Here is a 13,842-nt window from a genome sequence, read left to right on the forward strand (position 1 = left end):
GGAGCGCGGCGCCGATCAACCCAGATCCGCGAGGATCGCCGGAATCGCTTGGCGCACCTTGAAGAAGCCCCGGCGGGAGACCGGCCACGTGGCCTCGTCCCAGGCCCGCCGCACGCGCAGGCACCCGTCGGGCAGGGCCTCCGCGGAGGGTCCCACCGGTGCCCAGGCCGTCACGATGGGTAGCCCGCCCGCCCAATCGCCCGTGGCCGGCATTGCCTCGCAGCCGAAATGCGCGGCCGCGCGGGCGAGGCCGTCGGCCATGGCCGCCTCGTCGGCCTGCCGCACCCGCTCCGATGCGCCTGGGGCGTGGGCGACGAGGCCGCCGACCCGGACGATCCGCGTGCCCGCCAGCGGCAGGCTTTCCGGGTGCAGGTCGTCGAGATGCAGGAGGAGCGCCGCCTCGCCCCCGGGCGCAGCATCGGGTTTGGTGAGGGGCACCTCCTTCGGCGGCATCGGCTCGTCGAGGGATTCGGGCGCCTCGTCGAGGCCGTCGGCTTGGAAGCGCTGGTTCGTGTAGCGCCGGATGTTGTCGGCGCGGGCGACGTAGTGCTTGCCCCGGGTGTGCAGCCCGGCGACCCACCGCCAGGACAGGGTGTTGCTCGCTGGGTCGCCGTCGAGGAGGTGGGTCATGAAGAACTCCGCCCCCAGCGTCCAGGGCAGGCGCAGGGTGAAGATCCAGATCGAGGCGAACCACATCCGGGTGTGGTTGTGCAGCCAGCCCGTGGCGACGAGTTCCTGCGCCCAGGCATCGTAGGCGTCGATCCCCGTCCGGCCCTCGATGGCGGCCTCGTAGGCGCGGCGCAGGCCAGGCTCGGCTTCGAGGCGATGATGCTCGTCCCCGGCCCCCGCGAGGGCGTCCGTCCAGGCGGCGGGATGGGTCTCGAGGTGGCCCTTGAAGTAGGTCCGCCAAAAAACCTCGGTGACGAACTTCTCCGCGCCCTCCTCGCCGAAGGCCGAGAGCGCCGCCTCCACCACCTCCTGCTCGGTAACGAGGCGCCGCCGGAGGTAGGGCGAGAGCGCCGAGGTGGTCGGGCGGGCCTCCGGTCCGGCATCGGTGTTGCGCGCGGCGGCATAGGCGATGCCAGGCCCGGCCAGGAATGCGGAGAGGCGGTCGAGCCCGGCGGCGCGGGTCATGGGGAAGGTGCGGTCCATGGTCCCGAGCTAGCGCGCGGCCGGGCCGCGGGGAGGAACAGGGACAATCGGTCCGGGGCGCGCCTCAGTGCGCCTCCACCGGTCCGGCCGCCCGGGGCGGCCGCCGCAGCAGCCCGATGACGCCGAGGCTGAGCACCAGCCCGGCGCCCACGAGCCAGAAGCCGTCGGCATAGGCCATCACCATCGCCTCCCGCCGGACCTGCTGCGCCATCATCCCGAGGGCGGCGCCCTTGGCGGCGGCCTCGTCCGGGATGCGCCCGTGCAGCATCGCGGCGACGCCCGACAGGTAGGCCTGGGTGCGCAGGGCGTTGCGGGTGATGGCTTCGGCCAGCACCGAGAAGTGCATGTGCTCGCGCCGATCGATCATCGTCGAGAGCAGGGCGATGCCGACCGACCCGCCGAGGTTGCGCATCATGTTCGAGAGCGAGGAGGCGTCCGCCGTGTCGCGTGGGCTCAGGCCCGCCGTGGCGAGCTGCGACAGGGGGATGGTGAAGAGCGGCTGGCCGATGGCCCGCAGAAGTTGCGGCAGGATCAACTGATCCATGCCGACATCGTGGGTGAGTTCCACGTTCAGCCAGCAGCTCGCCACGAAGAACAGCGTCCCGGTGGCGACCAGCATCCGCGGGTCGAAGGCCCGCAGGATCAGCGGCATCATCGGAAACAGGATCAGTTGCGGCAGGCCCGACCACATCACGACGTAGCCGATCTGCTGGGCGTTGTAGCCCTGGATCTGCGCGCAGTAGACCGGGATGATGTAGATCGAACCGTAGGACACCGCGCCGAGCACGGTCATCAGCAAGCACGAGCCGCCGACCGTCCGGTCCGCCAGCACCCGCAGGTTGATGAAGGGCCGCTCGGCCGTGAGTTCGCGGATGATGAAGCCGGCGATGCCGACGAACGCGAGTAGCGCGGCGTTCAGGATCGTCTGCGAGCCGAACCAATCCTTCCGCTGGCCCTCCTCCAGCACGTAGATCAGGGCCGGCAGGCCAACGGCCATGAGGCCGATGCCCGGCCAGTCGCCCTTGGCCAGCTCCTCCCAGCGGGCGGGGGCGGCGTCGAAGGCGCCGAGCTGGATCGCGATGGCGAGGGGCCCGAAGAGCAGGTTCAGATAGAAGATGTAGTGCCAGGACAGGTTGTCCGTGAGCCAGCCGCCCACCGTCGGGCCGATGGCGGGCGCGAAGGTCGCGGTGAGGCCGAACAGGGCGATGCCCACCGCCTGTTGCGACTTCGGCAGGCGGGTGCGGACGATGACGATGGCGGTGGGGATCAGCACCCCGCCGGTGAAACCCTGGCCGGCCCGGAACACGATCATCTGTCCCAGCGAGCTCGATAGGGCGCAGGCCAGCGAGAAGGCCGTGAACAGGGTGGTGTTCACCGCGAGGTAGCGGCGCATCCCCACCACCGAGGACAACCAGCCCGTGAGCGGGATCACGATGATCTCGGCCATCAGATAGGCCGTGGAGATCCAGCTCCCCTCTTCCGTCGAGGCGCCGAGCGCCCCCTGGATGTCGGAGAGCGAGGCGTTGGTGATCTGGATGTCGAGGATCGCCGTGAACGCGCCGAGGATTGCGCCGAACACGGCGAGCCAATCGCGGGCGGTGGCCTTGCCGGGAAGAGAAGCAGGGGATGTCATGGCGTGACTGTCGAACCGGACGTCTTTGCGAGCGTCAGCGAAGCAACGACGGGGGGCCTATGGGGCGGCGAGGCTGAGCCGCGTCCGCCCGTCGCCGTCCATGTCGTCGCCCTTCGTCTCCACCGTCGCCTCGACGGAGAGGCCGGGCCGGAGGCGCGGCAGGAGCGGATCGTCGGCGAGCTTGATGCGCACGGGCACGCGCTGCACCACCTTGGTGAAGTTGCCGGTGGCGTTCTCCGGCGGCAGCAGGGCGAATTGCGAGCCGGTGCCCGGCGCGAAGCTCTCCACCGTGCCGTGGAACGGGTGGTCCCCGAAGGCATCGACGGTGAAGGTCACCGGCTGGCCCCGGACCATGTGCCCGATCTGCGTCTCCTTGAAGTTCGCCACGAGGTAGAGGCCACGTCCCATCGGCACCACCGTGAGGAGGGCCGTGCCCGGCTGGACGTACTGACCCGGCCGCACGGAGCGGTCTCCCACCACGCCGTCGATGGGCGCCCGGATGGCGGTGTAGTCGATGTCGAGCCGAGCCTTCTCGACCTTGGCCCTGGCGCCGGCGATGGTGGCGCGGGCCGAGCGTTCCAGGGCCTCGAAGGTGGCGACCTGCTTCTGCGAGGCGTCGAGGGCGGCGCGGGTCTTCGTGACCGCCGCCTGCTTCTGCAGCAGATCCGATTGCGTCTGCTGCGCCCGCTGCGACGTGCCGGAACCGGTGGACAGCAGCTCCTGGTAGCGTTTCGCCTCCTGCTGGGCGAAGGTCAGGGCCGCTTCCGCATTGCTGACATCGGCCTTGGAGGTCTCGACCTGCGCCACCTGCTGGATCACCGCCGCCGCGTACCCGGCGAGCTGCGCTTCGCCCTTCTCGACCTCGGCCTCCGCCTGGGCCAGGGCGTTGCGGTAGTCGCGGTCATCGACCGTCGCCAGCACGTCGCCGGCGTGGACGGGCTGGTTGTCGCCCACCGCCACGGTCGCGACGAGGCCGCCGACCTTCGGCGCCACCGTCACCTTGTCCGCCTGGAGGTAGGCGTCGTCCGTGGTCTGGTGGAAGCGGCCCACCGTCCACCAGTGCCAACCGTAGCTCCCGCCGCCGCCGAGCGCCGCGAGCAGGATCAGCGGCAGGACGACGCGCGCCCGGCCGCGCTTGGCCTTCACCGGAACGGGCGTCGGCGCCACCGGCACGGGGGCGGTCGAGTGAGGAAGGGAGGGCGCCCCGGTGGCCGCGGGCAGCGGCGTGGCGGGTGCGAAGGTGTCGCTGCGACGGGCGTCCATCGGGCTTCGGCTTTATTGAACGATACGGTATCGTTTTGTATGATGAGGCGGCCCGTCTGGCAAGGAGTTTCGCGATGACGACCGCCCCACATCCCGCGCCGGAGGCGGAACCGAAGCGCGGCGGCGGCCGCCCGACCCGCGCCGAGGCGGCCCGCCGCCAGGAGTACCTGATCGAGGTGGCCACCCGCCTGTTCATGGAGCGAGGCTTCGACGCGACCTCCATCGACGCGATCGCGGAGGCCGCCGGCATGAGCAAGCCGACGGTCTATGCGCGGTACAAGGACAAGCGGGAGTTGTTCGAGGCGGTGCTGCGCCAGCGGATCGCCCTCTGGATCGCGCCGCTGGCCGCCGCCGCCGAGGCGCAGGCGGCCCGCGCCGGGCCGGAGGATGTCGAGACCGCCCTGAACGACCTCAGCCGCACCATGCTGGCCTACGGGCAGTCGTCGGGGGCGGCGATGCTCAAACGCGCCCTCGTCGCCCAGGCGCTGCAATTCCCCGACCTCGCCCGCCTCGCCCACGAGGAGGGATGGATGCGCGGCGTTCGCGCCGTGGCGCAGATTCTCGACGCCTTCGAGAAACGGGGCCAGATCGCCGTGCCCGAGCCGGAGATCGCCGCCGACCTGTTCATCAGCCTGATCATCGGCCGCAGCGCGCAGACCCAGCTCTACGGCCTTCCCGTGGACCCGGAGATGCAGGAACGGCGGCGGGCGGCGGCGGTGCGGTTGTTTCTGGACGGCGTCCGGGGGGGCGTGTGACCCTCGCCGTCATCGCGAGCGAAGCGAAGCGATCCAGGGCAGCGGGACATCGACGAGCGCGTCGCGTCACTGGATTGCTGCCCTGCGTTCGCAACGACGGTGTTTGGGGTCAGGAGCCCCGCGCCCACTCCCTCAGGTCTTCCACGAACACCTCCGGCACCTCCATCGCCGCGAAGTGGCCGCCTCGCGGCATGTCGCGCCAGCGGACGACGTCGTAGCCGCGCTCGACCCATCCGCGCGGAGGCGCGGCCGTGCGCGGGTCCGGGTAGGAGGCGAAGGCCGTCGGCACGGTGACCCGCCGCCCCTCCGGCATCCGCCGGGCTCCCTCCGCACGGGCTCCGGCATAGATCCACGTCGCCGTCTCGAAGGAGTGGGCCTGGATGTAGAAAAGGGCGTTCGTGAGCAACCGGTCCTTCGTGAACACCTCCTCGAAGGGCCGCTCCCGCAGGTCGGCCCAATCGTGGAAGCGCTCCACCAGCCACGCCAACTGCGCCACCGGCTCGTCGGCCATGGCATAGGCGAGCGACAGGGGCTTCGTGCCCTGGAGATCGGCATAGGCGCCGAGAGTCCCCTGCGTGCGTTGCGCCTCCCGGCGCCACGCCGTCTCCTCGGAGGTCTCCGGCTCGGCGGCGGGCTGGACCAGCAGGTAATTCAGGTGGATCGCCTCCAGCGAGGCCGGGTGATCGAGGCCGAGCCATGCGGTGACGCCCGCGCCCCAATCGCCGCCCTGCGCGCGGTAGCGGGCGTAGCCGAGTTCCTCCCGCATCAGCGTGTCGAACAGGCGGGCGGTCTCCCGGGGTCCGACCGGCGCCTTGGTCTTGCCGGAGAAGCCGAAGCCCGGCAGCGCCGGCACCACCACGTCGAAGGCGTCCTCCACCCTCCCGCCGAAGCGCGACGGGAAGGCCAGGGGCTCGATCACCTGCCAGAACTCGTAGACCGAGCCCGGCCAGCCGTGGGTGAGCAGCAGCGGCCGCTTGCCCTCCGCCTCGCCGGTGACGTGGACGACATGGAGGTCGAGACCCTCGATCCGGGCGAGCCCTTGCGGAAAGCGATTCAATTCTGCCGCTGCCGCCGCGTGGTCGAACCCGTCGAGCCAGTAGGCGCAGAGGTCGGCGAGGACGGACGGATCGCAGCCGTAGCGCCAGCCAGCGCCCTCGGGCAGGGGCGGCCAGCGGTAGGCGCGCACCCGATCGCGGATCCAGGCCAAGCGGTCCGCATCCCACGCGATGGTGAAGGGTTGCATGTGCGATTCCCGTGTATTCCGCCGGGGAAACGCGGGACGCCCGCGCGGGCTGCATCCCCACCGTCATCGCGAGCGCAGCGGGTGTCGCTGACGCCCTTCGAGAATGCTACGCGCTCGCCGAAGGCCCAATCCGCGAGGTTCCTCCGTGACCCTTCTCCGCCTGCTCGCCGCCCTCGCGCTCCTCGGCCTCGGCCCGGCCCGCGCCGAGACCGTGTTGCAGACGCTGGACGAGGCCAACACCCGCTACTCGCCCCTCGCCCAGATCGACACGGGCAACGTCGCCCGCCTCAAGGTCGCCTGGACCTTCTCGACCGGGGTGCTGCGCGGGCACGAGGGCGCGCCTCTGGTGGTCGGCTCGGTGATGTACGTGCACACGCCCTTCCCGAACACCGTCTACGCCCTCGACCTCGCCCACGAGGGCAGGATCCTCTGGCGCTACGTGCCCCGGCAGGACCCGAGCGTGATCGCGGTCATGTGCTGCGACACGGTCCATCGTGGACTGAGTTACGCGAATGGCCGCCTGTTCCTGCAGCAGGCGGACACCACGCTGGTGGCCCTCGATCCGGCGGACGGAAGTGTCCTCTGGTCGGTGAAGAACGGCGATCCGGGCAAGGGCGAGACCAACACGGCGACGGTACTGCCGGTGAAGGACGCGGTGATCGTCGGCCTGTCGGGGGGCGAGTACGGCGCCCGCTGCCCCGTCACCGCCTACGATCAGGCCACGGGCCGCAGGCTCTGGCGCGCCTACGCGGTGGGGCCCGATTCCGACATCCTGTTCGATCCCGAGACGACCACCGCGCTGGGCAAGCCGGTCGGCAGGGACTCCTCTCTCAAGACCTGGGAGGGCGACCAGTGGCGCATCGGCGGCGGCTGCGCGTGGGGCTGGTTCTCCTACGATCCCGACCTGCACCTCGTCTATTACGGCACCAGCAACCCCTCGACCTGGAACCCGGCCCAGCGCCCCGGCGACAACGCCTGGGCCGAGGCGATCATCGCCCGGGACGCCGACACGGGCGTGGCGCGCTGGGTCTACCAGATGACGCCCCACGACCAGTGGGACTTCGACGGGGTCAACGAGATGATCCTGACGGAGCAGGAGATCGGCGGCACGCGCCGCAAGGTGCTGACGCATTTCGACCGCAACGGCTTCGGCTACACCCTCGACCGGGCGACGGGCGAATTGCTGACGGCGGAGAAGTTCGATCCTTCGGTGAACTGGGCAAGCCGCATCGCGCAGGATCCGGCGAGGCCCGATTACGGTCGGCCCGTGCTCGATCCGAAATACGCTCCCGAGGAGGCAGGCGAGGAGGAGGTGACGAAGGGCATCTGCCCGGGCGCGCTCGGCGCCAAGAACCAGCAGCCCGCCGCCTACTCGCCGCAGACCGGGCTGTTCTACGTGCCGACGAACCACATGTGCATGGATTACGAGCCGTTCCGCGTCACCTACACGCCGGGCCAGCCCTATGTCGGCGCGACGCTGACCCTGCATCCGCCCGCGGGCGACAGCCACACCGGCGCGTTCATCGCCTGGGACGCCGCGAAGGGGCGGATTGCGTGGTCGAAGACCGAGCCGTTCTCCGTCTGGTCGGGGGCGCTGGCCACGGCGGGCGGCGTCGTCTTCTACGGGACGCTCGAAGGCTACGTGAAGGCGGTGGACGCCCGCGACGGGCGGGAACTCTACCGGTTCAAAACACCCTCAGGCATCGTCGGCAACGTCACGACGTACGCGTTCGCGGGAAAGCAGTACATCGCCGTGCTCTCCGGCGTCGGCGGCTGGGCGGGGATCGGCCTCGCGGCGGGCCTGACCGACCCGGCCGACGGCTCGGGCGCCGTCGGCGGCTACGCGGCCCTCTCGCAGTACACCGCCACAGGCGGGCAACTCACCGTGTTCGAGGTGGGGAACTGACGCCGCCGCGGTTCAGACTGGATCGCTCGGCCGCCTCGTCATTGCGAGCCCAGCGAAGCAATCCAGGGAAGCGCCACGTCCGGCCAGGGCCCGCTGCCCTGGATTGCTTCGCTGCGCTCGCAAAGACGGAGGGTCACACCAGCCCGAGCTTCTGCGCCAGGCCGATGCGCTGGAGCTTGCCGGTGGCACCGCGGGGAATCTCCGGCAGGATCAGGATCTTGGCCGGCACCTTGAAGGGCGCGAGGCGCTCCGAGGCGAAGCCCCGGATCTCGCGCTCCTCGGCGGAGGCCCCCTCGCGAAGGACGATGGCCGCCGCGACCTCCTCGCCCAGCTTGTCGTGCGGCAGGGCGAAAGTCACGCATTGCAGGACCGCCGGGTGGTCGAGGAGGATCTCATCGACCTCGCGGGGGCTGATCTTCTCGCCGCCGCGGTTGATGATCTCCTTCAGGCGGCCGGTGATGCTGAGGTAGCCGTCTTCCGAGAGCGTGCCCTGGTCGCCCGTGCGGAACCAGCCCTGGCGGGTGAACGCCTCGGCATTCGCCTTCTCGTTGTTCTCGTAGCCCGCCATGACGTTGGGGCCGCGAATGACGATCTCGCCGGTCTCGCCTGCCGGCAGGGGCTCGCCGTCCGAGCCGACCACCGCGATCTCCGGGCCCGCCGCGAGGCCTACCGAACCCGGGCGGTTCTTCTTCGGCGGCAGGGGGTTGCAGGCCATCTGGTGGGCGGCCTCGGTCATGCCGTAGGCCTCGACGACGGGGGCGCCGAAGGTCTCCTCCAGTTCGCGCAGCACCTGCGGCGGCAGGGAGGCGGAGGAGGAGCGGATGAAGCGCAGGGGCGTCGCGGCGATGGTCTCGCGGTTGCGCGAGGCGCGGCCGAGGATCGCCTGGTGCATCGTCGGCACGCCCGTGTACCACGTGGGCTTGGCCTCCTCCATCCAGGCGAAGAACTTGAGGGCGTTGAAGCCGGGCGTGCAGCAGACCTGCCCGCCCGCCGAGAGCGGCGCCAGGATGCCCGCGATCAACCCGTGGATGTGGAACAGGGGCATGATGTTGAGGCCGCGATCCTTCGCCGTAAAGGCGAGGCTCTGGCGGATATGGGCGGCGGAGGCGCAGACGTTGCCCTGGCTCAGCGGCACGATCTTCGGCCGCGAGGTGGTGCCCGAGGTGTGCAGCACCAGGGCGATGTCCCCGGCCTGGGCCGGGCCGCCCTCGGCGGCGGGCTCGCCTGCCTCGCCCGCGAAGGCCAGGGTGAAGCTGCCGGCGCCCTGGTCCGGCGTCGGGATCAGGCGGGCGACCGCCATGCCGAGCTTCTCCGCCACGGCGACCGCCGGGGACTCGCTGCCTTCGGCGACGATGAGCAGCTTCGCCCGCAGGTCGGTGAGGTAGAACTCGAACTCGTCGGCCTTGTAGGCCGGGTTGAGCGGCGCCGAGGTGGTGCCCGCCGCCACCGCGATGAAGGCCGCCGCCATCTCCGGCCCGTTCGGCAGGACGATGGCAACCCGCTCGCCGCGGCCGACGCCCCGGGCGTTGAGGTCGGCGACGGTGCGGTCGGCCAGGGCCCGCAGACCCCCGAAGGTCAGCGGCACGCCGCCGGGGCTCGACAGGGCGGGCGCCCCGTCCGCGCCGGAGGCGATGAGGTCACGAAGGGTCTGGGCGGATGCGGCCACGGAGGCGTCCTCGACTGGTCTGTCTCGTGTAAATGCGTCAGGCGCCGGCGATGGCCAGCCGGCCGTTCGCCCGTTCCAAGCTCTGTGCCAGCAGGCGCATCAGGGCGTAGACGCTGTCGATGTGCGGCGTGGCCACGCCGACGAGGCGGCCGAGTTCGATCACCGAGCCGACGAGCGCTTCGAGTTCGATCGGCCGCCCGGCCTCCACGTCCTGCAGCATGGAGGTCTTGTGGGCGCCGACCTTCTCGGCCCCGGCGATGCGCCGGTCGATGCCCACGCGGAAGGTGACTCCGAGCGTGTTCGCGATGGTCTCGGCCTCCTTCATCATCTCGGTGGCCAGCGCCCGCGTGTCGGGGAAGCGGCAGATGTCCTCCAGCGTGGCGTGGGTGAGCGCGGAGATCGGGTTGAAGCTGAGATTGCCCCAGAGCTTCAGCCAGATCTCGCCCCGGATGTCGGTGGTGACGGGGGCCTTGAACCCGGCCTTGGTCAGCGTCTGCGAGATGGCGAGGACGCGCTCGGACTTCGAGCCGTCGAGCTCGCCGAGGCCGAAGCGATTACCCTCGATGACCTTCACGGTGCCGGGATCGGTGAGGATGGCCGCCGGGTAGACCACGGAGCCCACGACCTGCCGGGGATCGAGGTTCTGGGCGATGAGCCCGCCCGGATCGGCTGTCTCCAGCTTGGTTCCCTCGTACTGACCGCCGTGCCCGCCGGTGAAGTACCACCACGGGATCCCGTTCTGCATCGTCACCACGGTGGTGTCGGGGCCGATCAGGTGCTTCAGGTCGGCGGCGATGGGACCGACCTGATGGGCCTTCACGGTGAGCAGCACGAGGTCGTGCCGCCCGGCCTCCTGCATGGAGCGGGTGGCCTTGATGCCGCGCGCGTGGACCTCCTTGCCGTCCTCCTCGATGAGGCGCAGCCCGTCGCGGGCGATGGCCTCCGCGTTGGAGCGGGCGATGAAGGTGACGTCCTCGCCGGCCTCCGCCAGCTTCACGCCGAGATAGCCGCCGATGGCGCCGGCGCCGACGATCGCGATACTCATGAGGCCCACGTTCCGTCCTGGTTTGGGGGTCCACCGAGGGCGGGATGCGCCCGCCCTCCTTTATGGGGAGCGCCGCCCCGCTTGCCAGCGGAAACGGCGCCCCGCGCCGAACGATCCTCGGCGGCCGTCTACAGGCTCTTGGCCACGAACCGCGCCCGCATCGGCTTCAGGACGAAGAGGGCGAGGAAGGCGGCCAGGAACGCCATGCCAGAGGCGAGGTAGAACACGTTCTGCCAGCTTCCCGTCTGGGACTGGATCAGCAGGAAGGCGGGCAGGAGCAGGGAGGCCGTGCCCTTGGCGGTGTAGAGCAGCCCGGCATTGGCTGTCGCCTTCTGGTCGCCGTAGGTGTCCGCGCAGGTGGAGGGGAACAGCGAGTAGATCTCGCCCCAGGCGAAGAACACGAGGCCGGTGAGCAGGACGAAGGCGAAGGGGTTGTGGGCGAGGAGGCCCAGAGCGAGGATGCCGACGCCCTCGATGGTGAAGGCGATCACCATCGTGTTCTCCCGGCCGATCCGGTCCGAGACCCAGCCGAAGAAGGGCCGGGTGACGCCGTTCAGGATCCGGTCGATGGTGAGGGCGAAGGTCAGCGCGGGCAGGGTGAGGCCGAGGATCGAGACCGGCACGCCGTCGACCTTGAAGTCCTTGGCGATGGGGGCGAGCGAGGCCGTCGCCATCAGGCCACCCGCGGCCATCAGCACGAACATCAGGTACATCAGCCAGAAGACCGGCGTGCGCACCATCTCCGAGGGGCCGTACTGGCGGCGCGTGACGGCGTTCGGGGTGGCGCGCCCGGCCAGCATCCGGTCCTTGTAGCCGGCGCGGGGAGCGGTGAGGAGCAGCGAGGCGATCATCACGATGAGGCCCTGGCCGAGGCCGAAGACGAGGAACGTGTGCTCGTAGCCGCTGTCGCGGATCATCGCGGCGATCGGCACGACGGTGAGGGCCGAGCCCGCGCCGAAGCCCGCCGCCGTAAGGCCGGCCGCGAGGCCGCGCCGGTCGGGGAACCACTTCAGGGCGTTGCCGACGCAAGTGCCGTACACGGCGCCCGCGCCGATGCCGCCCACCGCCGCCGCCGCGTAGAGCATGGGCAGCGACTCGGCATAGGCGTTCATGGTCCAGCCCAGGGCGCAGAGGGCGCCGCCGATCAGCGTGACGACCTTCGGGCCGTAGCGGTCCACGAACCAGCCCTCGATCGGCACCAGCCACGTCTCGGTGAGCACGAAGATCGTGAAGGCGACCTGGATCGCGGGCTTGCCCCACTGATACTTGTCGTTGATCGGGTTCACGAACAGCGTCCAGCCGTACTGCATGTTCGCGATCATCGACATGCACAGCACGCCGAGGGCGAGCTGGCCCCAGCGCCCCAGCACGGGCGTGTCGATGCCCGCAGGGACGCCCACGGCGGCGGTCGGACCCGGAACGGGATCGGCAAACGGCGTGGCCATGAAGCGCGCGCTCCTCTGTATGCGTTATTCCAGATGAGCGAGTTCTAAAGCACAGGCTAAGCGATACAATATGCCAGAGCTGGCGATGATCGATTGGTATTCGGCATAATTCTTTGCCGTCCGAAGAAAAAATTTGAACGGCGGCGCAACAGCGATTTTGCGGCGCGAAAAGGGGCCGCGCTCCTCGCGCCCGCCATCGCGTGCCGATCTCGCCGGCCCTCCCGTCCGCCCTGTTCGCTCCGCGGTACCCGCAGGGTCGCGTCGCTCGCAGAGTCGTGACAGGAAAGGCGCCTTTCGTGTCACACCGCAAAGCTGACCTGCACCTGTCGTGATTTCACCCGCGCCGTGTTGGGCGCATAAGGCCCTCCTGACGGGGGCGTGGGCGGATCGGGACAGGCGGGAGATGGACGCGCAGCGGATCGAGGGGGCGGTTCTGGCGGGCGGGCCCGTCGCGGCGGTGGACGGGGCGGCGCCGGTTACAAGCACGCCCGTCCCGGCCGACACGAAGCGAGCCGAGGGCACCACCTACGGCATTCTGGCGGCGCTCTGCCTGTCGCACCTGCTCAACGACCTGATTCAGTCCCTGGTCCCGGCGATCTACCCGCTGCTGAAGACGAGCTTCTCCCTCGATTTCGGGCAGATCGGTCTCATCACCCTCACCTTCCAGCTCACCTCGTCGCTGCTCCAGCCCGTGGTGGGCTTCTATACGGACAAGAAGCCGAGCCCGTTCTCGCTGACGGTGGGCATGACCTGTTCGCTGCTGGGCATCGTGCTGCTCGCTAGCGCATGGTCCTACGGCGTGCTGCTGATTGCGGCGGGCATGGTCGGCATCGGCTCCTCCGTCTTCCACCCGGAATCCTCGCGCATGGCACGGGCGGCCTCCGGCGGCCGCTACGGCCTTGCACAATCCGTCTTCCAGGTGGGCGGGAATACCGGCCAAGCGCTCGGCCCCCTGCTGGCGGCCTTCATCGTCGTGCCGAACGGTCAGCACAGCGTGCTCTGGTTCTCGCTGGCGGCGCTCGCAGGCATCGGCGTGCTGGCCTGGGTGGGCCGCTGGTACCGGGCGCGGCTGGCGGCGACCGGTCGGCGCGGCGGCAAGGGCGGCCCCGCCACGGCGCCGCTTCCGCGGGGCAAGATCGTCGCGACGGTGGCGATCCTGATCGTGCTAATCTTCTCCAAATTCTTCTACATGGCGAGCATCAACTCGTACTACACGTTCTACTTGATGGAGCGCTTCCACGTCTCGGTGCAGACCTCGCAGCTGTGCCTGTTCGTCTTCCTCGGTTCGGTGGCGACGGGCACCCTGGTCGGCGGCCCGGTGGGCGACCGGATCGGCCGCAAGGCGGTGATCTGGGGGTCGATCCTCGGCGTGCTGCCCTTCACCCTGGCCCTGCCCTACGCCAATTTCTGGGTCACGGTGGCGCTCACCGTGCCGATCGGCATGATCCTGGCCTCGGCGATGCCGGCGATCCTCGTCTACGCGCAGGAATTGCTGCCGGGCCGGGTCGGCTTGGTGGGCGGGCTGTTCTTCGGCCTGTCCTTCGGCATGGGCGGCCTCGGGGCGGCCCTGCTCGGCGAGGTGGCGGACCACACGAGCATCGACTTCGTGTACCGCCTCTGCGCCATCCTCCCGGCGATCGGCCTGCTCGCGGCCTTCCTGCCGCGGATCAAACCCACCTCGTGAGGGCCTGACCGGAAAGGTCGCGACGATCTTTCGACCCCACGTCGTCACTG

Annotated in this window: 10 protein-coding genes; 3 read left to right on the plus strand and 7 right to left on the minus strand. The window is 70.1% G+C overall.

What is annotated here, in order from left to right; translation table 11 throughout:
• Window positions 1-15: 15 nt before the first annotated feature.
• The 3 genes from MFF06_RS09950 to MFF06_RS09960 all read right to left on the minus strand — a co-directional run bounded on the left by MFF06_RS09950 (window position 16) and on the right by MFF06_RS09960 (window position 4,048).
• Complete coding sequence (locus MFF06_RS09950; RefSeq protein ID WP_238203374.1) at window positions 16-1,152, minus strand: FAD-binding domain-containing protein; 1,137 nt, start codon at window positions 1,150-1,152, stop codon at window positions 16-18.
• Between the two features lie 64 nt (window positions 1,153-1,216).
• Window positions 1,217-2,785 (minus strand): DHA2 family efflux MFS transporter permease subunit, encoded by a 1,569-nt coding sequence (locus MFF06_RS09955; RefSeq protein WP_238203375.1) that lies wholly within the window; start codon window positions 2,783-2,785, stop codon window positions 1,217-1,219.
• Window positions 2,786-2,842: 57 nt separating this feature from the next.
• Window positions 2,843-4,048 (minus strand): HlyD family secretion protein, encoded by a 1,206-nt coding sequence (locus tag MFF06_RS09960; RefSeq protein ID WP_238203376.1) that lies wholly within the window; start codon window positions 4,046-4,048, stop codon window positions 2,843-2,845.
• Window positions 4,049-4,122: 74 nt separating this feature from the next.
• On the opposite strand from MFF06_RS09960, the gene MFF06_RS09965 reads away from it, so the two are divergent.
• On the plus strand, window positions 4,123-4,803 hold the full coding sequence (locus MFF06_RS09965) for a TetR/AcrR family transcriptional regulator (protein ID WP_238203377.1): 681 nt from the start codon (window positions 4,123-4,125) through the stop codon (window positions 4,801-4,803).
• 109 nt (window positions 4,804-4,912) lie between these two features.
• Here the strand turns inward: MFF06_RS09965 and MFF06_RS09970 are convergent, their stop codons facing one another.
• Entirely contained in the window at window positions 4,913-6,046 is a 1,134-nt protein-coding gene (locus MFF06_RS09970; protein WP_238203378.1) for an epoxide hydrolase family protein, read from the minus strand.
• Window positions 6,047-6,149: 103 nt separating this feature from the next.
• Between MFF06_RS09970 and MFF06_RS09975 the strand changes: the two genes are divergently transcribed.
• Window positions 6,150-7,952, plus strand: a complete 1,803-nt coding sequence (locus tag MFF06_RS09975; protein WP_238203379.1) for a methanol/ethanol family PQQ-dependent dehydrogenase — start codon at window positions 6,150-6,152, stop codon at window positions 7,950-7,952.
• A gap of 133 nt (window positions 7,953-8,085) precedes the next feature.
• On the opposite strand, the gene MFF06_RS09980 is transcribed toward MFF06_RS09975, so the two are convergent.
• The 3 genes from MFF06_RS09980 to oxlT form a co-directional block, all read right to left on the minus strand.
• Window positions 8,086-9,618, minus strand: coding sequence for an acyl--CoA ligase (locus MFF06_RS09980; protein ID WP_238203382.1), 1,533 nt, complete (start codon window positions 9,616-9,618; stop codon window positions 8,086-8,088).
• A 37-nt stretch (window positions 9,619-9,655) separates the two neighbouring features.
• Window positions 9,656-10,663 carry a 2-dehydropantoate 2-reductase gene (locus tag MFF06_RS09985; RefSeq protein WP_238203384.1) on the minus strand — a complete coding sequence of 336 codons (1,008 nt, stop codon included), beginning with the start codon at window positions 10,661-10,663 and terminating at the stop codon, window positions 9,656-9,658.
• 128 nt (window positions 10,664-10,791) lie between these two features.
• Complete coding sequence (gene oxlT, locus MFF06_RS09990) at window positions 10,792-12,108, minus strand: oxalate/formate MFS antiporter (RefSeq protein WP_238203387.1); 1,317 nt, start codon at window positions 12,106-12,108, stop codon at window positions 10,792-10,794.
• Window positions 12,109-12,511: 403 nt separating this feature from the next.
• On the opposite strand from oxlT, the gene MFF06_RS09995 reads away from it, so the two are divergent.
• Window positions 12,512-13,792: an MFS transporter gene (locus MFF06_RS09995; protein WP_238203389.1), complete on the plus strand. Its 1,281-nt coding sequence runs from the start codon at window positions 12,512-12,514 to the stop codon at window positions 13,790-13,792.
• Window positions 13,793-13,842: the final 50 nt, after the last annotated feature.

It is taken from the genome of Methylobacterium aerolatum, from assembly GCF_022179085.1.
GTDB classification, from domain to species: Bacteria; Pseudomonadota; Alphaproteobacteria; order Rhizobiales; family Beijerinckiaceae; genus Methylobacterium; species Methylobacterium aerolatum.